General features: G+C 45.2%; 16 protein-coding genes and 1 riboswitch. Of the genes, 6 read left to right on the top strand and 10 right to left on the bottom strand.

Features of this window, described 5'->3' with window-relative positions; all coding sequences use genetic code 11:
* Positions 1-39: 39 nt before the first annotated feature.
* From AC1EKT_RS01235 to AC1EKT_RS01220, 4 genes are all read right to left on the bottom strand, one after another.
* Positions 40-411, bottom strand: a complete 372-nt coding sequence (locus AC1EKT_RS01235; RefSeq protein WP_415682912.1) for a hypothetical protein — start codon at positions 409-411, stop codon at positions 40-42.
* Positions 412-535: 124 nt separating this feature from the next.
* Positions 536-1,417 carry a pyruvate formate-lyase-activating protein gene (gene pflA, locus AC1EKT_RS01230; RefSeq protein WP_415686760.1) on the bottom strand — a complete coding sequence of 294 codons (882 nt, stop codon included), beginning with the start codon at positions 1,415-1,417 and terminating at the stop codon, positions 536-538.
* Positions 1,418-1,527: 110 nt separating this feature from the next.
* On the bottom strand, positions 1,528-3,903 hold the full coding sequence (gene pflB, locus AC1EKT_RS01225) for a formate C-acetyltransferase (protein ID WP_481615923.1): 2,376 nt from the start codon (positions 3,901-3,903) through the stop codon (positions 1,528-1,530).
* Positions 3,904-4,020: 117 nt separating this feature from the next.
* Positions 4,021-5,718, bottom strand: coding sequence for an NAD+ synthase (locus AC1EKT_RS01220; protein ID WP_481615922.1), 1,698 nt, complete (start codon positions 5,716-5,718; stop codon positions 4,021-4,023).
* A gap of 221 nt (positions 5,719-5,939) precedes the next feature.
* Between AC1EKT_RS01220 and AC1EKT_RS01215 the strand changes: the two genes are divergently transcribed.
* The 4 genes from AC1EKT_RS01215 to thiC all read left to right on the top strand — a co-directional run bounded on the left by AC1EKT_RS01215 (position 5,940) and on the right by thiC (position 11,322).
* On the top strand, positions 5,940-6,773 hold the full coding sequence (locus AC1EKT_RS01215) for a MetQ/NlpA family ABC transporter substrate-binding protein (RefSeq protein WP_481615921.1): 834 nt from the start codon (positions 5,940-5,942) through the stop codon (positions 6,771-6,773).
* A 192-nt stretch (positions 6,774-6,965) separates the two neighbouring features.
* The gene (locus AC1EKT_RS01210; protein WP_480033217.1) at positions 6,966-7,814 is read left to right on the top strand and encodes a methionine ABC transporter ATP-binding protein; all 849 of its coding nucleotides are present in this window, start codon (positions 6,966-6,968) and stop codon (positions 7,812-7,814) included.
* A gap of 2 nt (positions 7,815-7,816) precedes the next feature.
* Positions 7,817-8,497: a methionine ABC transporter permease gene (locus tag AC1EKT_RS01205; protein ID WP_481615920.1), complete on the top strand. Its 681-nt coding sequence runs from the start codon at positions 7,817-7,819 to the stop codon at positions 8,495-8,497.
* A gap of 64 nt (positions 8,498-8,561) precedes the next feature.
* Positions 8,562-8,667: riboswitch (TPP riboswitch) on the top strand.
* Entirely contained in the window at positions 8,665-11,322 is a 2,658-nt protein-coding gene (gene thiC / locus AC1EKT_RS01200) for a phosphomethylpyrimidine synthase ThiC (protein ID WP_415682908.1), read from the top strand. Its footprint overlaps the riboswitch before it by 3 nt.
* A 404-nt stretch (positions 11,323-11,726) precedes the next feature.
* Here thiC and AC1EKT_RS01195 read toward each other — a convergent pair whose 3' ends face one another.
* The 6 genes from AC1EKT_RS01195 to hrcA all read right to left on the bottom strand — a co-directional run bounded on the left by AC1EKT_RS01195 (position 11,727) and on the right by hrcA (position 18,140).
* Positions 11,727-12,263 carry a peptidylprolyl isomerase gene (locus AC1EKT_RS01195; protein WP_391495838.1) on the bottom strand — a complete coding sequence of 179 codons (537 nt, stop codon included), beginning with the start codon at positions 12,261-12,263 and terminating at the stop codon, positions 11,727-11,729.
* A gap of 145 nt (positions 12,264-12,408) precedes the next feature.
* A complete protein-coding gene (locus tag AC1EKT_RS01190; protein WP_391495839.1) occupies positions 12,409-13,239 on the bottom strand; it encodes an inositol monophosphatase family protein in 831 nt (276 codons plus the stop codon).
* Positions 13,240-14,124: 885 nt separating this feature from the next.
* Positions 14,125-14,778 carry a phosphoserine phosphatase SerB gene (gene serB, locus AC1EKT_RS01185; RefSeq protein ID WP_481616003.1) on the bottom strand — a complete coding sequence of 218 codons (654 nt, stop codon included), beginning with the start codon at positions 14,776-14,778 and terminating at the stop codon, positions 14,125-14,127.
* Between the two features lie 25 nt (positions 14,779-14,803).
* Positions 14,804-15,787, bottom strand: a complete 984-nt coding sequence (fmt, locus tag AC1EKT_RS01180; protein WP_415682907.1) for a methionyl-tRNA formyltransferase — start codon at positions 15,785-15,787, stop codon at positions 14,804-14,806.
* Positions 15,788-15,880: 93 nt separating this feature from the next.
* Positions 15,881-17,032 (bottom strand): molecular chaperone DnaJ, encoded by a 1,152-nt coding sequence (dnaJ, locus tag AC1EKT_RS01175; protein WP_481615919.1) that lies wholly within the window; start codon positions 17,030-17,032, stop codon positions 15,881-15,883.
* A 91-nt stretch (positions 17,033-17,123) separates the two neighbouring features.
* Positions 17,124-18,140 carry a heat-inducible transcriptional repressor HrcA gene (gene hrcA / locus AC1EKT_RS01170; RefSeq protein ID WP_391496472.1) on the bottom strand — a complete coding sequence of 339 codons (1,017 nt, stop codon included), beginning with the start codon at positions 18,138-18,140 and terminating at the stop codon, positions 17,124-17,126.
* Positions 18,141-18,359: 219 nt separating this feature from the next.
* Here hrcA and tkt point away from each other — a divergent pair, with 219 nt between their 5' ends.
* Together tkt and tal are read left to right on the top strand one after the other, a co-directional pair.
* Positions 18,360-20,459 (top strand): transketolase, encoded by a 2,100-nt coding sequence (gene tkt, locus AC1EKT_RS01165; protein WP_481615918.1) that lies wholly within the window; start codon positions 18,360-18,362, stop codon positions 20,457-20,459.
* Between the two features lie 204 nt (positions 20,460-20,663).
* Positions 20,664-21,767 carry a transaldolase gene (tal, locus tag AC1EKT_RS01160; RefSeq protein WP_032842482.1) on the top strand — a complete coding sequence of 368 codons (1,104 nt, stop codon included), beginning with the start codon at positions 20,664-20,666 and terminating at the stop codon, positions 21,765-21,767.
* The last annotated feature ends 29 nt before the right edge of the window (positions 21,768-21,796 follow it).

Here is a 21,796-nt window from a genome sequence, read left to right as displayed (position 1 = left end):
TCAAAAAATAAGTAATCAATTAAATAATCAAATAAATAATCAATCTGTTTTATTGTTTGCTATTTCGTCATTTATGCGCTTAACAAGCCTAGTTTTAAGGAATCTAGTAAGAGTAAATGCTACTGCCGAAACTAAAACTGTTGGAATAACGTAGATAGCATGTAAACCTAAATCCCTTATTGGGAAAGTGGCAAGTTCTGTAGCAATAGTTATAGCAATAGATATTATTGGCACTTCAATAAGAAGTTTCTCATCGAAAGCCGCAACGATATTTATTGGCAACAAAATTATCGGCAAAACAATTAAAATAATAAGCGCTGTGCCAAAGCCAAACTGATCGTTACACCGTGCAAAAATAGCTAACGCTAATGCAAAAGCTAATGCAATCCAACAACCTATTCTGCGCTTCATTGCGTATCCTTTCTCTAAAAAAGAGTATTTGCATAATTATACAAAATCCTTTAAAAAAAAAAACAATACAATACGCAAAAATTGCCTAAATTACAGTTACATTTTGACGCAGTCTAAATGCAGTCTAGTACACAACAAAACCGTGGTCTTTAAACTGGTTTACAACGCGCTCTTTAAGTGCTCTAGAAGGCCCTTTTTGATTCTCAAGAGGGTACGGAATCCTAAGCTCATGCCACTTTGGGCGGCCTAGTTGATGGAATCCAAGCACGTCAATATGCTCAACAGCATCCCCAAACGAATCGCAAATCTCTGCAACTTTTTCAACGTTTTCTTCGCTGGAAGTCAAATCTGGAACAAGCACAAAACGCACCCAAATCTTCTTACCAGCCTTCGCCAATCGCTGACCAAAATCAATAGTTGGCTGAAGCAAGCCGCCGGTAACTTTTTTATACGTTTCTTCAGTGCCGGATTTAACGTCTAGCAAGCAAAGATCAATGTCTTCAATCATTTCGTCCGTGTAATTGCGATTCAAAAATCCGGAAGTATCTAAGCAAGTATGCACGCCCATCTCTTTTGCAGCACGAAAGACTCTAGATACAAAAGCTGGTTGCATCATGGATTCGCCGCCAGAAAAAGTAATCCCACCGCCTGTTGCTTTAAAAAGACTTTGATAACGGTCAACTTTTTTAATCATCGCATCTAAGTAGACTGGCTTGCCGTCGCGCATTTTCCAAGTATCAGGATTTTGGCAATATTGGCAGCGAAGCGGGCAACCGCTCATAAACACCGTCATACGAGTTCCAGGACCGTCAACAGAAGTGTTAATATCCCACGAATGCACGAACCCAATATCGCCAGTTTTAAGAGCTACCAAGCGATCTTTTCTGTCCAGCCCAATTGGCGACTCAAATCCAGAAAGTCCACCCATTAAAGTTTGGCGAGCATACTCTTTTGACTCCTTCAGCATATGCTGAGTTGTGGTACGAAACGCTGTGTTTTCAGCCATCTAACTGCCCTCCAAACTATTTATAAATAAATAATAAATAATATACGCAATTAACAAAAGCCGGGAGCGAAACTAGCCTCGCTCCCGGCGGTGTTTAGCAATCTACCAAATCAGTCAGTAACTGAACCCTGGTGGAATGTACGAGAAATAACGTCGAGCTGCTGCTCCCTAGTGAGCTTTACAAAGTTCACTGCGTAGCCGGAAACTCGAACCGTCAAATGCGGATACTTTTCTGGGTGCTCAACAGCGTCCTCAAGCTGTTCCTTACGCAACACGTTGATGTTTGCGTGGTACAAGCCGTGGCCGTTGCCAGCATCCAAGATACCGACCAAGTTGCTGATGCGCTCGTCTTCGTCACGACCTAAACCGTCAGGAGTAATAGTGTTCGTAAGCGAAATGCCGTCGAGAGCATCGTCGTAATCAATCTTTCCAACGGAGAACATCGAAGGAAGCATGCCGTGCGAATCCATGCCGTTTTCTGGGTTTGCGCCTGGAGCGTACGGAGTGCCCTTCTTGTGACCGGATGGGAAGGAACCAGTATTCTTGCCGTACTCAACGTTAGAAGTAATAGTCAAGATGGACTGAGTTGGAACAGCATTACGGTACACAGGCAAACGCTTTACTTGACCCATAACAGTGCTTACAACCCACTTTGCTAAGTCGTCTGCACGATCGTCGTCGTTACCGTAAACTGGGAATTCGCCAACAGTCTTGTAGCCAACGATTAAGTCGTCGTCGCCGCCCTCAATGTACTCGTACTCGTGACCTTCAGTGGTCTTAGCATCCTTGTTGTAGATTGGGTAAACCTTTGCATACTTCAAAGCAGCCAAGGAATCTGCAGCAATAGACAAGCCGGACATGCCGCAACCAAGCGTACGGTAGACTTCCCTATCATGCAAAGCCATTTCAATGGACTCGTAAGCGTACTTATCGTGCATGTAGTGGATGATATTCAAAGCCTCAATATAGGTCTCGGAAAGCCATTCCAAAGCCTTCTCGTAGTTAGCCTTAACCTTCTCGTAGTCGAGAGTGCCGTCAGCTTCTGGCTTGATTGGGTCAATAACACCCTTATCGATAACCTGCATGCCGGTCATCTCGTCGCGACCGCCGTTAATAGCGTAAAGCAAAGCCTTTGCAGAGTTCACGCGAGCAGCAAAGAACTGCATTTGCTTACCGACGCGCATTGGAGAAACGCAGCAAGCAATAGCAGCATCGTCACCCCAGTGCTCACGAATGTCTTTATCGGACTCGTACTGGATTGCAGAAGTGTCGATAGAAATTCGTGCGCAGAAACGCTTATAAGCTTCTGGAAGCTTTGGATCCCAGAAAATAGTGATGTTTGGCTCAGGACCAGGCCCCAAATGCTCAAGAGTTAAAGTGTTGAGCAAACGGAACGAAGTCTTGGTTACGAAAGTGCGGCCATCCTCGCTGAAGCCTGCATCGGACCAAGTTGCCCAGTAAGGATCACCAGAGAAGATTGCATCGTAATCCTTAGTACGCAAGAAGCGCACAATACGAAGCTTCATAACAAGAGCGTCAATAATTTCCTGAGCGTCGGTTTCGTTAATTAAACCGGCCTTCAAATCGCGCTCAAAGTAGCAATCGAAGAATGCGGAAACGCGACCGAAGCTCATTGCAGCGCCATCCTGGCTCTTAACAGAAGCAAGATAGCCCATGTAAGTCCACTGAACAGCTTCCTTAGCGGTCTTAGCTGGACGAGTCAAATCCAAACCGTACTCGTTACCCAAGTTAATAAGCTGCTTCAAAGCCTTAATCTGCTCGTCATGCTCTTCGCGGAAGCGAATCCAATGCTCAATTTCGGTCTCGGTAAAATCGTTACGGTATGGAATCGAATCCTTATCGCGCTTCTTGAACTCAATAAGCATGTTCACGCCGTAAAGAGCCACACGACGATAATCGCCAATAATACGACCGCGACCGTAAGCATCTGGCAAACCGGTCAAAATCTTGTTGTGGCGAGCAATCTTAATATTCTTGGTGTAAACGCCAAACACGCCATCGTTATGAGTCTTGCGGTAAACGGTGAAGATCTTCTTGATTTGAGGATCTACTTCCTTGCCAGCTTCTTTAATAGCTTGCTCAACCATGCGCCAACCGCCATTTGGCATCATAGCGCGCTTGCAAGGCTCATCAGTTTGCAAACCGACGATTACGTTATCTACTTCTGGGCTTTCAATGTAGCCTGCTGGCATTGCATCAATGCCTGCTGGGATATGAGTTTCAACATCATAAACACGACGTTCACGTTCAACAGCCAAGTAGTTGTCGTCGAGATACTTCCACATGTGCTTCGTTTTTTCAGTGGCATTTGCCAAGAAGCTTTCGTCACCTTCATATGGCGTATAGTTCTTTATTATAAAGTCGCGTACGTCAATGTCTTTTTTCCAATTTCCGTCAGTAAAACCATTCCACGCTTCGGTACGAAGATCCTCATCACTGAGAACTGGTGCATCAACTGATGTCATGTTTAGACTCCTTTTGTACCCGCAACGCATCTTCACGCTGCCTTAATAACAATGTTAAAGCATAGGTAAACGCATACACGAGTAGTTTTGCAAAAAATCTAGTGAAATACATCACATTTATTCACGAAAAGCTGTGGTAACAGGCATTCTGCGATCCCTGCCAAAAGCAATAGCGCTTACTTTTGGCCCAAGCGGATACTGCCTGCGCTTCCATTCTGCGCGATCAACTAAACGCATAACCGTGTCAACAGTATGCTCGTCAAAACCATCTTTAAGCAAATCCGCTCTACCATGCGCAAGCTCAATATGAGCCTCTAAAACACGATCAAGCAAATCGTACTCAGGCAAAGAATCAGAATCCTTTTGCCCTGGACGCAACTCTGCACTCGGAGGCTTAATAATAGAATTAACAGGAATAAGCACGCCATCTTGCGGAGCTTTCGAAATTTCTAAATCTTCAGCGCCAACAATTGGCAGCATACCAATGCCTACTCCAGCATTTGCAGCGCTATTCCTCCAACGAGAAAGTGCCCAAACGCGCGTCTTAAACAAATCCTTAATAGGAGCATACCCTCCTACCGCATCGCCATAGATAGTAGAATATCCGCAAGCAAGTTCTGATTTATTACCAGTTGCGAGCGCCAAAACACCGCGCGAATTCGAGTAAGCCATTACGATTACGCCACGAACGCGAGCTTGCAAGTTTTCTGCAGCAACACCTTCTAATGAAAGTTGCGATTGGAAAGCTTTAAAAAGCGGTTCAATTGGTTGCACATCATAATGAGCACCAATTCGCTCTGCTAAATCGCGCGCATCGTCTTTAGATCCGTCCGAAGAGTACATGCTTGGCATAGAAATGCCATACACATTTTCTCCACCGCAAGCATCGGCAGCCATAGTAGCTACTAAAGCAGAATCAATTCCTCCCGAAAGTCCTAAGCACACACCCTTAAAACCATTCTTACGCATGTAATCTCTAAGACCTACAACACACGCACAATACACTTCTTCGTCTGCGTCAAGTTTTGGAGCAATGCTTGAAACTTTCTGCTTTTTAAGCGAGTTATCAAAATCAACAAACGACAAATCTTCGTCAAACATTGCCGAGCGTTCAAGCAAAGTTCCGTCAGAATCAACAACAAAACTTCCACCGTCAAAAACCAAATCATCTTGACCGCCAACCTGGTTCACATATACGACTGGCGCATTTACTTCAACAGCGCGCTTTTGAGCCAAACTCAAGCGCACATGAGTTTTACCTTCCTCATATGGAGAACCATTCATAGTTATTAGCGCATCGATACCAAGTTTTGCCAAACGCGCAACAGGACCGCCGTCTTGCCAAATATCTTCGCAAATAGCAAAACCTAGACGCATCCCATCTACTTCCAGCAGCTCACACTTATTGCCAGAAGAGAAAATACGAAACTCGTCAAAAACACCATAGTTTGGCAAGAAATGCTTGTCGTATTGCAACACAGATTTACCTTCATGCAAAACGAGAAGCCTGTTTCGAGGCTTTCCAGCAGACTCGTCAAAGCCAACAGTTCCAACTACTACGTAAAGCTCCCCCAAGCCTTCTTCCGCAAGTTTTGATGCAAGCAAGTCTGCAGCTTTTTGTGCAGCTGTGCGGAAAGTTGCACGCAAGGCGAGGTCTTCAATAGGATACCCAGTCAAAGTCATCTCAGGAAATACAACCATGCGAGCACACGACTGCTTTGCGCGCGCAGCATACTTCAAAACTTTTTCAACGTTGCTATCAATATTCCCAACGCAGGTATCTATCTGCGCTAACGCCAATCGCAAAAAACTCATACATTACAGTCTAGTAGATAGCTTCATTGCAAGTAAGTGACGTGTTGAAAAACTTATTTTTTCTCTTCTCACACTGCAAGTATGCGAATTATTAACACGTCATAAATAATACTAATAAGCAAAGTGTAGAATTATTGATTTTTCTCGCCTATATTGATAATTCGTTACTCGCGAAGGGGATTTAACTTTAAACGAATTTCACCGAACAAGGAGCAGGAAATATGCGAAAAATTAAAGTTATTGCATCAATTACAGCACTGGCAGCATTAGCGACTTTCACTTTAAGTGGCTGCAGTAGCTCAAAAGCAGGCGCAAAGGATGACAAGACCATTACTGTTGCTGCTTCGCCTACTCCGCATTCTGAAATCTTAAATAAGGTTGTAAAGCCAATCTTGCAAAAAGAAGGCTACAAGCTAGTAGTAAAGGAATTTACTGACTACGTGCAGCCAAATACAGCTACTGAAGAAGGCGAAGTTGACGCAAACTACTATCAGCATTTGCCTTATCTTGACAACTTTAATAAGGAAAAGGGAACTCACCTTGTTTCAGTAGGTGGAATTCATTTTGAACCATTTGGATTGTATCCAGGAAAAACTAAGACGATTAAAGCATTAGCAAATGGAGCAACTGTTGCAGTTCCAAATGATCCTACTAATGAGGCTCGCGCATTGCTTCTTTTGCAAGATGCCGGATTGATTAAGTTGAAGAATCCAAAAGATATTAACGCTACTACAAAAGATATTACTGAGAATCCTAAGAATTTGAAGTTTAAAGAGCTTGAAGCAGCAACAGTTCCTACTGCCATCAAGGACGTGGATCTTGCTGCCATGAACGGCAATTACGCTATTCAAGCTGGTTTTAACCCAACTAAAGACCCACTTACTTCAGAAAAAGTTGGAGGCATTGCGGCTAAAACTTATGAAAATATTATTGTAGTAAAGAAAGGCTCTGAAAAGTTTGCAAAAATCAAAGCCTTACTCAAAGCTTTGAAAACAAGCGAAGTGCGCGACTATATTACTAAAACTTACAAAGGCGCTGTGCTCCCTGTTTTCTAAATAATACTCACAATGTAGCCACCTAATGCCGCATGTGTATGCTTCGTGTATGCTTTGCGGCATTATTTTATAAGCGTGTAATATACGTAATGTGCGTGCTAGTTAATAATCTAGTTAATAACGCTAGTTAGTAACTCTAGTTAGTAACGAAGTATATTTCACACAGAAAGCAATAATCTGTTAAGGAAAAGCATGATTCAGATCGAACATCTTCACAAAAGCTACGGCAAAGGTAGCAAAGCGAACGAAGCATTACACGACATTAATCTGACTATTGAATCGGGAGAAGTATTCGGAATTCTTGGTTCTTCTGGTGCAGGAAAGTCTTCGCTAGTTCGTTGCATGAATCTGCTTGAGCGACCAACTTCTGGCAAAATTATTATTGACGGAAATGATATTAGCGAAGTAAAAGATAAAGAACTTGCAAAAGTACGCACTAATATTGGCATGATTTTCCAGAATTTTAGCCTTTTCCAGCAGCGTACAGTATTGCGAAACGTAACTTTCCCATTAGAGCTAAATCACACTGCAAAAAAGGAACGAGAAGAACGCGCAAACTACTTGCTTGACTTAGTTGGTTTAAAAGATTTTGCAAACCGCTACCCTAGCCAGCTTTCAGGCGGACAACAGCAGCGCGTAGCAATTGCGCGAGCATTGGCGAATAATCCGTCGATTATGCTTTGCGACGAAGCAACAAGCGCACTTGACTCCACAACTACTGCGCAAATCCTTGATTTATTGAGCCGAATTAACCGCGAACTCAACGTAACGCTTGTTATTATTACGCATTCGCTGGCTGTAGCACGAAATATTTGCGACCGAGTTGCAATGATTGATGGCGGACGCATTGTGGAATTAGGTGACACTGATACGCTTTTTGCAAATCCACAAAGCGATATTTTGCGAACTCTTATTGCAGATGAAAAACAGGAAAATCATCGAGCTAAAATTGCAAGCACGATTGCAAGCGAGCTTAACAATAAGCCAACAAACGCACAAACAGACGAACAAACAAACGCGCTTACCAATGAGGTGAAATAACAATGTTAGAAGCTGCTACACAATTTTTTAACGAATACGGCGACTTACTTATTGAAGGCGTGCAAGACACACTCGTAATGACGTCAGTTGCAACACTTTTTGCATACCTTATTGGACTTCCAGTTGGCGTACTTCTCATTACATCAAACAAAAAAGGCATTTGCCCTAACGCGCCAATTAACGCAGTTCTAGGATGGATTGTTAACATCGTGCGTTCTGTGCCGTTTATTATTTTATTAGTTGCAATAATTCCTTTTACTCGTCTCATAGTTGGCACTTCTTTGGGAGTTCCTGGAGCTATTGTGCCTCTGGTAATTACTGCTGCACCATTCGTTGCTAGAGTAGTTGAACAATCTTTAGCCGAAGTTGACGGAAGCTTAATCGAAGCAGCACAAAGCTTTGGAGCAAGCAAATTGCAAATTGTTTGCAAAGTATTGCTGTGGGAAGCTTTACCTTCACTAATTCGCGGAGCTGCACTTACGTTTATTACGCTTTTTGGATTCTCAGCAATGGCTGGAACAGTTGGAGCAGGCGGACTCGGAGATATTGCAATACGATACGGATACCAGCGTTATCAATACGATGTGATGACAGTGGCTGTTATTCTTTGCATTATCCTCGTACAGATTGTGCAAAGCTTGGGAGATTTTATTTCACGCGCAATCAATCATCACGAACGCTAAAGAAATTCGCAACATACCCACCACCAATTAAATGCACATAATCGTGTAAACTTGCTGGTAATTCGACATTTTGCAGGGGTGCTTTCGAAAGAAGGCTGAGATGGTATTAATTTATCTAACCCTTCGAACCTGTTAGTTAATACAACGTAGGGAGCAACGATTTTAGTATGACATCGAATTATCCGTACGCATCAATGCGTAATCAATTTAATCTAAGCGCCTGCTTTATTGCAGACCCACAAGCTTGTAATAATCGTCCACTTACAGATATTGTCGATGATGCTTTGCGCGCTGGAGCGACTTTTATTCGTCTTCATTGCAACAATGAAAACGCTAAAGAAATCACCACTATTGCACGCGATATTGCACAAATCATCGAAGACAATAACAAATGCGATTCTGTAACTTTTGTTATCGACGAGCGCGTTGATGTCGTTTGGCAAGCTCGCAATCAAAGCATCAAAGTTGACGGAGTGCACTTAGCACAAAGTGACATGGAGCCTAGAGAGGCTCGCGCACTTCTTGGCGAAGATGCTGTAATCGGCTTATCTGTTGAAACCGAGAGCTTAGTTAAAGTAATAAACGAACTTCCAGATGGATGCATCGATTACATTTGCGTAACAGCAATGCACAATCCTGAAGAAGGATGCGAAAGCACTACTGCCGCTTACGAATTGGAAGCAAACCACACAACGCTGGACGAAGCGAAAATTAATACGATTTGTTCCGCAAGTGATTTCCCAGTTCTAGTTGGCGGAAGAACTGCTCTCGACGATATCGATACAATCGCTCACACTAAGGCTGCAGGATGGTTCGTTTCTGAAGCACTGTATTCTTCAGAAACACCAGAATCAACTATGCATGAGTTTGTTGAACATTGGAAAGCTGTGCGAGGCGAAGAAAAGCACGGCTACGCTAAGCGAGTAATAGTTGCAGAAAATTCTGAATCAAAATCTTCAGAAACTCAAGAAAAGAAACCAACTTTTATTAACGCTAAAGAAGCAAAGGATGCTGCAAAATTAGCTAAGCAACAGCGCGTTGACATTGCAGCTCGCGGTTGCACTCAGCGCGATAAAGCTCATATTCGCAAAACAACTCCAGTTCATTTTGAGTATGAATATGGTTCTTACGATTTGGAAGTTCCTTATACGGAAATTAAGCTTTCGGATACTCCTGGCGTAGGCCCTAACCCGCCTTTTAAGGATTACAATACGGAAGGCCCAAAGTGCGACCCGAAGGAAGGCTTGGCTCCGCTTCGCCTTGACTGGATTCGTGACCGCGGTGACGTTGTGGAATATGAGGGTCGCAGGCGCAATCTTCAAGATGACGGCAAGCGCGCAATTAAGCGAGGCAAAGCTTCTAAAGAATGGCGTGGTCGCACGCATAAGCCAATGAAGGGCGCGGACCATCCAATTACGCAAATGTGGTACGCTCGCCACGGAATCACTACTCCGGAAATGCAATATGTTGCAACACGCGAAAATTGCGATGTGGAGCTGGTTCGTGAAGAAGTTGCAGCAGGACGTGCTGTAATTCCTTGCAATATTAACCATCCTGAAGCTGAGCCTATGATTATTGGTTCGCGCTTCTTGACTAAGCTCAACGCAAACATGGGTAATTCTGCTGTTACGTCATCTATCGACGAAGAAGTGGAAAAGCTTACGTGGGCCACGAAGTGGGGTGCGGATACCGTTATGGATCTTTCCACCGGTAACGATATTCACACGACGCGCGAATGGATTTTGCGCAACTCCCCTGTGCCAATTGGAACAGTGCCAATGTATCAGGCTTTGGAAAAGGTTGAGGATGATGCTTCTAAGCTCAGCTGGGAGCTTTTCCGCGATACTGTTATTGAGCAGTGCGAGCAGGGCGTTGACTACATGACTATTCACGCTGGCGTGCTTCTTCGCTACGTGCCGCTTACTGCAAACCGCGTAACCGGTATTGTTTCTCGTGGTGGCTCAATTATGGCTGAATGGTGCTTGCAGCATCATCAAGAGAGCTTCTTATATACGCACTTTGAAGAATTATGCGAGATTTTCGCAAAGTACGATGTTGCATTCTCTTTGGGCGATGGTTTGCGTCCAGGTAGCTTGGCTGATGCTAACGATGCGGCTCAACTTTCCGAGCTTATGACGCTTGGCGAGCTTACGAAGATCGCTTGGAAGCATGACGTGCAAGTTATGATTGAAGGTCCTGGTCACGTGCCATTCGACACTGTGCGTATGAATATTGAGATGGAGAAGGCAATTTGCCAGAATGCTCCATTCTATACGCTTGGTCCTTTGACTACGGATACCGCACCTGGCTACGACCACATTACTTCCGCAATTGGTGGCGTGGAGATTGCACGATACGGCACTGCAATGCTTTGCTATGTGACTCCTAAGGAACATTTGGGATTGCCTAACAAGGACGACGTGAAGCAAGGCGTGATTGCGTATAAGATCGCTTGCCACGCAGCTGATCTTGCTAAGCACCATCCACATGCTATGGATCGCGACAACGCAATCAGTAAGGCTCGCTTTGAGTTCCGCTGGTTGGATCAGTTCAACTTAAGCTACGATCCGGATACCGCAATCGCCTTCCACGACGAAACGCTTCCTGCAGAACCGGCAAAAATGGCGCACTTCTGCTCGATGTGCGGACCAAAGTTCTGCTCGATGGCTATTTCGCAAAATATTCGTAAGCGTTTTGGCGGAGCAGCTCAGCAGGAGCAGCTCGTTGAAGAAGCACGCAGTCAGGCAATTGCCGACGGTATGAAAGAGATGAGCAAAAAGTTCCAAGAATCCGGCTCATCGCTGTATCAAAGCGTGAAAGCATAAAGTACGGAAGTACGGAAGTACGGAAGTACGGAAGTACGAAGTGCGGAAGCAAAAACTGAATTGCAAGTGCTTCAATAGCAATACTTACAACGGATAATAATAGAAGAAGGTTGATATAAACCAAAGCGAGTTTTATAGTGAGCAATTGTGCTTGCTATAAGACTCGCTTTCTTTATATTCGAATTTAAATTCTATTAATCCGACCTTTTCGTTGCGTGCTTGTAAAGTTTCTGCCGCATTTTCGCGCGTAACCGACCTTTATTTTACACGAGCGTAAAGTTTCTGCCGCTTTACAGCAAAAATCCGACCTTTTCTGTACATAAGCGTATAGAAAATGTCGGATTAGTAATTAAGAACTGTAGTATTAAAGAATATTAAAGAGTATTAAATCAAATAACGTTTAATCACAAAACTTCAATAGAAATAATACCTACAGGCTCAAGAGGAGCATCAGATCGATCCGTTGCGACAGCCTCGAGCTTATCGACAACAGCCTTCGATTCATCGTCAGCAACTTCGCCGAAAATTGTATGGTGACCGTCAAGCCATGGAGTTGGCACAGTTGTAATGAAGAACTGCGAACCGTTAGTGCCATGCAAACGACCGTCACGACCGCGACGCTTTCCAGCATTTGCCATAGCGAGCAAATAAGGCTTATCGAACTTCAAGGATGCGTCAATTTCATCGTCAAACTCGTATCCAGGACCGCCAGTTCCATTGCCGAGTGGGCAACCACCCTGAATCATGAAGTCCTTAATAATACGGTGGAAAGTTAAACCATCGTAGAATGGCTCATTCGAAGGTTTTCCACTGAATGGGTCAAGCCACTCGCGCTCACCGGTAGCTAAGCCAACGAAATTTTTGACGGTTTCAGGCGCTTTGCTATCAAACAAATTGATTTTTATATCGCCTTCAGAAGTATGCATAATAACTGTAGTCATATTTGTAATCTTTCCATATATTCGCGACTACTTTAAACGCTTGAGTCGAAACACTTGATTGGTTTTAGATATAAAATTCCCTCGCCTACTGTAGTGAATTAGAAGACGAGGGGATGGATTAAAGATTTAGTTACTTAAGATTTAGTTACTTAAGATACGGCTTTAACTCTTTAATAAGCAAGCCATTAGAGGCAACCACATCATTTTCCTTGCGCCAATGAATAGGACTTCCATCCCACTGGCACACCTGGCACTGTGCCTCTTCCACAACCGCGGCACCAGCAGAAACAGCTGGAATATCCCAATGATGCAAGTGAGGCTCGAAATAAGCGTCATAAGTGCCATCTGCCACCTTGCACAAGTCGAGCGACACAGGCCCAATACGCTTAATATCCGCAGGGCAACACTCTTCAACAGAAGCAACTACGTCAAGCGCACGCTTAGATTCACCAGGTATATAAGACATTCCATAGCAAACCACAGATCCTTGCAAAGTAGAAGTTGTGGAAGGCGTAATCTTCTCGCGCTTCTCTCCTTGCGGAGTCCTACGAATGCGAATAGCACCCTGACCCTTTGCAGCCAAATAAGTCAATCCCAACGCAGGAGCGTGCACAACGCCAAGAACCGGACGAGCGGAGCCTTCATCGTTAAACTCAAAAAGCGAAACCGTAAGAGTCCACTCAGCCATATCGCGATTAAAATTAATCGCACCGTCAACGTTTCCAACGCACCAAAAACGGTCTCCCGGATTGCACTGCTCCGGCCTAGTTTGCCAAAAACCTTGGAAAGGATTCACATAAGTCAAACGATTTTGAATAAAACGCACGAGCTTATCGCCAAAACCAGATTCAGATTTATTAGGATCGCCCAACGCAATCGACGTCATATCTTGCGGGCTTAATTGATCCTGATACGCATGTTTACCGACATCTTCCAAAATACGCGCAACTTCAAGCGCAACTTCTCGTAAATTCAACTTACACTCCCTACCCTAAATGCATAAATTCCCGTATTTATGCACACTCTCTCTCCTATAAATTAACTTTATTTTACTCAACAATAGAAAGATTCACCAACACATTTAAGCTCTGTGGTTAAAAGATACAGAACTTTCACAAAAAAATTTAATCATTAATCTTTAATCATCATTCGCAATTTTACAATGTCTACGTACATTACTCAACTTTTCGTTCTATAAATGCAAAATTTATTTTATATCTCAATATGTTTCGTTCATTCGTGTGGATATTAGCAAGGTGAGATTTGAGATTTTTCGCACTGATTGAATATTGCACGTTCATGAAGCTTTGCAGTCGTGCTCTGCAGACGCTGATTCTCTATTGCATAGAGAACGCTAGCACTCATGCTGCTGCACACATCACACCAGACGCACCTACCACACCAAAAACAACGGTGGGTGAATTTACTAGTGAGTGGTGGGTGTTGCTTGAGAGGTACGAATATTAGTGTGGTAGAGATTTGAGATTTTTCGCACTGAGCGCGGCGAACGTCAGAGCCGCAGGCTGCTGATTCGCCAAGCGAAGAAGAAAAATCGAAAAATCTCTGCGATTTGCACGGTTATTAACGATTAAGCACGCAGAGTTTGGGGGATTTCTCTACGAGCAATAAAAGAGGACTGAGGAAGCAACATTCTTTTAAGAACAAAGCAGACAACAAAACCTCTAACAGCCAAAGCGACGAAGGACGGGAACTTGCGAGGAGAGAAATCCCCCAAAACTCGCGACACGTTAAGCAAGAGCGGAGCGCTGCGAGACAAGTAATTCCTATCACTCACCTTTGCGTAAAAGAAAATCGCAAATAAAGAAATCCCCTAAAACTCGCGCCACATTAAAGCAACGTATTAATTCGCATTCAAAAACCGCAAGACAGCGCTTAAATCGCGAGTAAGAATGCTGTAAGGAGTAGCCGCTTGAACTGCTGGTTTTGCGCAAAAAGCTACGCCTAATCCAGCGAATTTAATCATTGAAATATCGTTCGCTCCATCCCCCACTGCAACAGTTTGCTCGCGCTCAACTCCAAGATCACTTGCCCAATTTTGAAGCGCTTCAACTTTTGCATTAGCATTAACAATATTTCCTATCACGTTGCCGGTAAGCTTGCCGCCAGCCGACTCTAAATGGTGAGCCACACAAAAATCAATATTCAAACTCGGCAAAAATTCGTCCAAAATCTCGTGAAAACCGCCAGAAACTGCTCCAACTTTCCATCCGTGCGCGTGAAGCGCGTCAATTAAAACATTCGCGCCTTTAGTTACGTGAATTTTGGAAATAATACGCTTTTTGCACTCGTCAATATTCAAATCGCGAAGCATACTCACTCGCGAACGCAAGGAAGTATCGAAGGTAATTTCGCCACGCATTGCTCGCGCTGTAATCTTAGAGAGCTCATCGCCGCATCCAGCTTCTGCACCGAGCAAATCGATAACTTCTTCCTCAATAAGCGTTGCATCAACATCCATAACCAAAAGCCCTGGTTTAGACAAAGTTGGCAACATCGAAGAAAAGTTCATACTCATAATTTTATGCGCAGTAAGCTGCTGCCGAAAGCCTAGCTCCGCGCGCCCAGTCTGCCGCCTTCATAGCTTTCTTACCTTGCGCTTTTACTTCCAAAAGCTCAAGTGCGCCGCTTAAAGTACCGACCCAAACTTGCTTTTTGCCGGCGAGCAATTTTCCAGGATCAAGCTTCATCAATTCATCACCATGCGAATCGTTAGTATCTGCCGGAACTGCGCGTAAAACATGCAAAGTAATCGGATCCGCATTATGTTCATCATCCGCATGAAGCTCGCACCACGCTCCCGGATTTGGCGTGCAAGCGCGAATTTGACGGTCAACCGCAAAAGCTGGCGCGTGAAAATCAATATGAGCATCTTCAACAGTGATTTTTTGCGCAACTTCTTGAAGAGTTTGATCTTGCTCAACCGGCACAATTTCACCAGTTTCCATGCCACGAAGAGATGCTGCAAGAAGCGGCGCGCCGTCGTTTGCAAGCCTAGCAAGAAGATCGCCAGAATTTTCGTGAGGCTCAATTTTTGTAGTAAACTGCGCCAAAATAGGCCCGCAATCCATGCCGCGCGTAATGCGAAAAACCGTAGCACCTGTAATGTCATCCCCAGCCCAAATGGCACGCTGCACAGGAGCTGCACCTCGCCATTGCGGAAGAAGCGAAAAATGAAGATTGTACCAGCCGAGTGGCAACGCATCTAAAACGTTCTGGCGCAAAATCTTTCCGTATGCCACAACTGCTGCAGCTTTTGCACCGGTTGCCGCAAGCTGTCCAAGAAACACATCTTCATCTTTAGGATCCGACTCAAGCACTGGCAAACCGAGCTCAAGCGCAGCTTGTTTCACAGGGCTTGGCACAAGCTTTCTGCCTCGACCAGTCGGAGCGTCCGGCCGCGTAAGAACAGCGCGAACATCAAAATGCTCACTATCTTTAGCTAACTCGCGAAGAGATGGAACCGCAACTTCCGGAGTTCCAGCAAACAATATTGGTAATGCCATATTTCCCCACTATTTTAAATTAAAGCCGTAAATTAAAGCCGTAAATTAAAGACGTATTGAATCCATTTAAAGCAGTAAATTAAATCCGTAAAATCAGCCGGCAAAAGCTTCCTTTAATTTACTAAAGAAACCTTTACGCTCACTCGACTGATCACTTAATGAATGCTGCTGCACTTGCTTCACAGAACTATCATGCAATTTAGCAAATTTTTCAATCAAAGAACGCTCTTCATCATTCAACTTAGAAGGCGTTTGCACTAGCACGTGAACCACGATATTTCCGCGATCTTTAGAACGAAGCTTCGTTACACCAAGATTTGGCAAAGTAATAGTGTCTTCATTTTGGCATCCTGCAGGAATCGTTATTTTCTGAGCACCATCAAAAGTGTCGATTTCAAGACTGCGACCAAGAACAGCCCAGCTCATAGGAACTGTAATCCAACAATGCAAATCATCCTCGTTGCGAGTAAATTGCTTATCCGCACGAATATGAATATCAACGTACAAATCGCCTGCAGGACCGCCGCACTCACCAACGCTTCCTTGAGAAGCTAAGCGCAAACGACTACCGTCACGAATTCCAGCCGGCACGTTCACACCAACTTCACGAATTGAACGCACGCGACCATGACCGTGGCAATTTTGGCAAATATTCTTAATAATCGTGCCATGACCTTCGCAATGTTCACAAGGCATCGAAGACATCATTTGACCGAGCATAGTGCGCACAACTTTTTGGCAGAAGCCAGAGCCGTGACACACAGAGCACTGTTCTGGAGCGGAATTGTCGGCAGAACCGGAACCAGAGCAATCCTTGCAAACGCCAAAAGTAGTTAAACGTACGCTAACATTTCCGCCAAAAATAGCGGTTTTCAAATCAATACGAGCCTCAGCTAATGCATCGTCGCCAGGCTGCACACGCGAAATTGGTCCTTGCGAATTGCCGAAAGAACCACCAAAGAATTGGCTGAAAATGTCGCCCATGCCCATATCTGCAAAACCAGCGCCTGAAGCTCCGGCACTTCCTGCAGAAGGATCGTTAGGATCAACACCCATGTCTACCATTCGACGCTTTTCAGGATTAGAAAGCACGTCGTAGGCAGCATTTACTTCCTTAAACTTTTCTTCAAACTCAGCGCCTGCAATATCAGGATGATATTTGCGGCTCATTTTGCGATAGGCTTTGCGAATTTCGTCGTCGCTAGCATTGTGATCAACGCCTAGAACTTTGTAGTAATCAGTCAATTAATTCCCCTTTTACCTTTTTCTAAAATCATTTTTGCATAAGGCACAGCCAGACATAAGCCGAATAACCAGCTATAAACCAGCCACGTTTTTATGAATTTTCGGATATAAACGAATTAAGGTAGCGCGCAACAGCCTTAACAGCAGTCATAGTTGCAGCATAATCCATATGCGTAGGACCAATTGATCCAATAAACGCAGAGTCAGAATCAGCATTGTAGCCGTAAGCGCTTGTTACAACAGAAGCGTTAAGCAAACCAGGAGTATGCGTTTCCGATCCGATTGCAACACTAACACCGCTTGCACAATCGCTTGCTTCCTCACTTAAAGAAGTCATCAGTCGCATAATAACAGCCTGCTCTTCGAGTGCGTCAAAAAGTGAAGCAAAATCAACAATACTTTGTCTATGCGCAAGTTGAGAAGCTCCAGCCATATATAAGTCGTGAGTATGCTCACCGTCATGCATATCTTCTAAAGCGTTAGCAAGTTGACTAATAATTTGCAAAGCTGACGCTAATTCCTTGCGATTTGCGAGCGCATAAACGCGTTGTGAAGCAGATGAAAGGGATAGGCCAATGCAGCACTCATTAACCATATTAGTTAGATGCAATAAGTCATCTGAATTTATATTAGTTGCTTGAATCATGTGCTGAGCTACGCCTCCAGCATCTGTAATCACAACAACCAAAAGCGTAGAAGACGATACTTGAACAATCTCAATTCTTTTTACTTTTGATTTAGACAATGCTGGAGATGCTACGAGCGCGACTTGACCTGTAATACTTGCGAGAAGACGTGCGGAACGTTGCAAAGTATCTTGCAAACTGACAGATCCGCTTAAAAAGTTACGTATAGCGCGACGCTGCGGTTCAGAAAGCGGAATAACAGAAGCCAAACCGTCAACAAAGTAGCGATAGCCTTTTTCAGTAGGAATACGACCTGCAGAAGTGTGCGGTTGAACAAGGTATCCCTCTTCTTCCAAAGCCGACATATCATTACGAATAGTAGCTGAACTCACACCAAGCTGATGATGCTTTGCAAGAGCCGCAGAACCAACAGGCTCTTGAGAACGAATATAATCCTCAACAACTGCGCGCAAAATCATCATGCGTCGTGACTGCATTACCACTCCTTACAAACACTCTAAATACTATATTCCTATAGTAGTCTATTTCTTAGCACGCAACAGAACATAAAAGCAAACTTTTGACACACTTTGTAACATATTCGTCGCGCGCGAAAGATAGGATTGAAGGGCAATGAGAGGGTAAAAAGCCAGCGTAAGCTGTGCTTAAAAACCCGGATTATTGGAAGGAAAGTAGATCACATGACCGATTTCAACTGGTCTGCATTAGACGAGCGCGCCGTAAAGATGGCGAAGGTTCTCTCGGCTGATGCTGTTGAGCGAGCAGGACACGGACATCCTGGCTCCCCTGTTTCATTAGCACCGATTGCGTACACATTGTACCAGCATTTCATTAAGCACGATCCAGCTGACCCAAAGTGGGCCGGCCGCGATCGTTTTATTCTTTCTGGCGGTCACGCTTCGCTTACGCAATACGTGCAGTTGTTCTTCTCTGGATACGGCTTGACTCTTGACGATCTCAAGTATTTCCGTGGCGGTGCAGACACGCGTACTCCAGGTCACCCAGAATATGGCTTGACTCCAGGCATCGAAATTACTACTGGCCCACTCGGTCAGGGTCTTGCTTCTGCTGTTGGTTTCGCTTACGGCCAGCGCTTTGAGCGCGGTCTTCTTGATCCAGAAGCTCCAGCTGGCACTTCCCCATTCGATCACAAGGTTTGGGTTATCTGCGGCGAAGGCGACGTTGAGGAAGGCGTTTCTTCTGAAGCTGCTTCCTTGGCTGGAAACCAGAAGCTTGGCAATTTGACTGTAATCTTCGATGCAAACCACATTCAGATTGAAGGCGACACTAAGCTCACCTTCTCTGAGGATATTCTTGCTCGTTACCGTGCATACGGTTGGTACACCGATGAAGTTAGTTTCATCCAGCCAGACGGCTCCTACAAGGAAGACGTTCAGGCTTTGGCTGCAGCTATTGAAAAGGCTCAGGAAGTTACCGATAAGCCTCACTTCATTAAGGTTAATACTTTGATTGCTTGGCCAACCCCAGGCAAGACCAACAACGAAGCTTCCCACGGCTCCAAGCTTGGCGAAGAAGCTGTTAAGGGCTTGAAGGAACTTTGCGGTTTCGACCCAGAAGTTGCATTCCCAATCGACGAAGAAGCTTTGGCTCATGCTCGTAAGGTTGCTGAGCGCGGTTTGGCTGCGCACAAGGCTTGGGATGAAGCTCTTGCAAAGTGGGCTGCTGCCAATCCAGACAAGGCTGCTCTTTACGAGCGTCTTAAGGCTGGCAAGCTTCCTGAAGGTTTCGACAAGGCTATTGACGACTTGGTTGCTGGCTTCGAAGTTGGCTCTAAGGTTGCTACCCGTAAGGCTTCCGGCGCAGTTCTTAACGCAATTGCTGCCGTTATGCCAGAACTTTGGGGCGGTTCCGCTGATTTGGGCGGCTCCAACAACACCAACATTAAGGGTGCTGACTCCTTCGGTCCATCCGAGGATGCAACTCGCACTTGGCCAAACGTTTCCGAGTACGGTCGTCAGCTCCACTTCGGCGTGCGTGAGTTCGCAATGGGTGCTATTACCAACGGTATTTTGCTTGGTTCTGACACTCGCCCATTCAACGGCACCTTCTTCCAGTTCTCTGACTACGAGCGCCCAGCAGTTCGCTTGGCTGCTTTGATGGAGATTCCAAACCTCTACGTTTGGACCCACGATTCCGTAGCTTTGGGCGAAGATGGTCCAACTCACCAGCCAATCGAACACTTGGCTGCTTTCCGCGCTATTCCTCAGCTTGAGGTTGTGCGCCCAGCAGACGAATACGAAACTGCTGAAGCTTACCGTTACTTCTTCGAGAAGAAGAACAGCTACCCAACCGCTATGATTTTGACCCGCCAGGGCGTTCCAACACTCGCTGAGACCGCTGAAAAGGCTCGCGAAGGCGTAAAGCACGGTGCTTACGTTTTGGTTGATTGCGAAGGCACTCCAGACGTAATCATCATGGCAACTGGTTCCGAAGTTCAGTGGGCTGTTGCTGGTGCCAAGACTTTGGCAGCTGAAGGCATTAAGGCTCGCGTTCTTTCCATGCCATCTCTCGAATGGTTCGAAGAGCAGGACGAAGAGTACAAGGAAGAAATCTTGCCAAAGTCCGTCAAGGCTCGCGTTTCCATCGAAGCTGGCTTGGCATTGCCTTGGTACAAGTATCTTGGCGATTGCGGCAAGGCTGTTTCTATCGAACAGTACGGCTTGCAGGGTGACGGCGGTCAGAACATGATCGACTTGGGTATTACTGCTGAGCACGTAGTAGAAGCTGCTAAGGCTTCTATCGAAGAAGCTCGCGCTTAAGTAAATAAGCGAAATAAAGCTTGATGTATCAAAATAAAATTGATATGTCACAAAACTAGAAGTGCTAACGAAACACTTCGCAAGAAACAGCGACGGCGTGTTGATGCCGAGCTACCGTTGGTTCGACATCAACCGCTGTTTCTTGTAAAAACGCCAAACTACCGACGTGCCCCAATTGGTGGAGCACAGTGTTAAGGAGATAACATGACTGAAGCAACGCAGCGCACCAGCGATTCCGGCGTTTCTATTTGGTTGGACGATTTGTCCCGTACCCGCATTGAGTCCGGCTCTTTGCAGGATTTGATTGCTAATAAGAATGTTGTTGGCGTTACCACCAACCCATCCATCTTCCAGAAGGCTTTGAGCCAGGTTGGCCCATACGACGCACAGCTTAAGGAACTCGGCAAGGTCGACGTTGAAACCGCTATTCGCGAGTTGACCACCACCGATGTTCGTAACGCAACCGATATCTTCCGCGAGATCGCTGAAAAGACCGACTTCGTTGACGGCCGCGTTTCCATCGAAGTTGACCCACGCTTGGCTCACGATACTGCTAACACTGAGAAGCAGGCTGAAGAGCTTTGGGCAAAGGTTGATCGTCCAAACGTTATGATCAAGATTCCTGCAACTTTGGAAGGTCTTCCAGCTATCACCGCTACCCTTGCTAAGGGTATTTCTGTGAACGTAACCTTGATCTTCTCCCTCGAGCGCTACGAGCAGGTTATCGACGCCTTCATCGAAGGTATCGCTCAGGCTGCCGCTAACGGCCACGACTTGAAGCACATTGGTTCCGTAGCTTCCTTCTTCGTCTCCCGCGTTGATACCGCTGTTGACAAGCTCCTCGAAGCTAACGGTTCTGCTGAAGCTAAGGCTCTTGAAGGCAAGGCTGCTGTTGCTAACGCTCGCTTGGCTTACGAACTCTTCGAGAAGAAGTTCGCAGCTGACCCACGTTGGGCTGAGCTTGAGGCCAAGGGTGCTAAGAAGCAACGTCCACTTTGGGCTTCTACCGGTACCAAGAACGCAGCTTACTCCGATTGCAAGTATGTTGACGAGTTGGTTGCTGAGCATGTTGTTAACACCATGCCAGAGAAGACTTTGAACGCTCTTGCTGATCACGGCAACGGCGCTCCTTCCGTCAAGGGTACTTACGAAGAGAGCCACGCTGTTATGAACAAGCTCGCTGAGCTTGGCATCAACATCAAGGACGTTACCGACAAGCTTGAGGCTGACGGTGTTGCCGCCTTCATCAAGTCTTGGGATTCCGTGATTGCTGACGTGCAGTCCGGCATCGATCGCGTAAACGCCTGATGCTTATATAGCGTCTTACTTTTCGCTTA

The organism is Bifidobacterium sp. C0047B3 (assembly GCF_056590535.1).
Note: the sequence above shows the minus strand (reverse complement) of the source record. Positions and strands in the feature narration are given on the sequence as shown.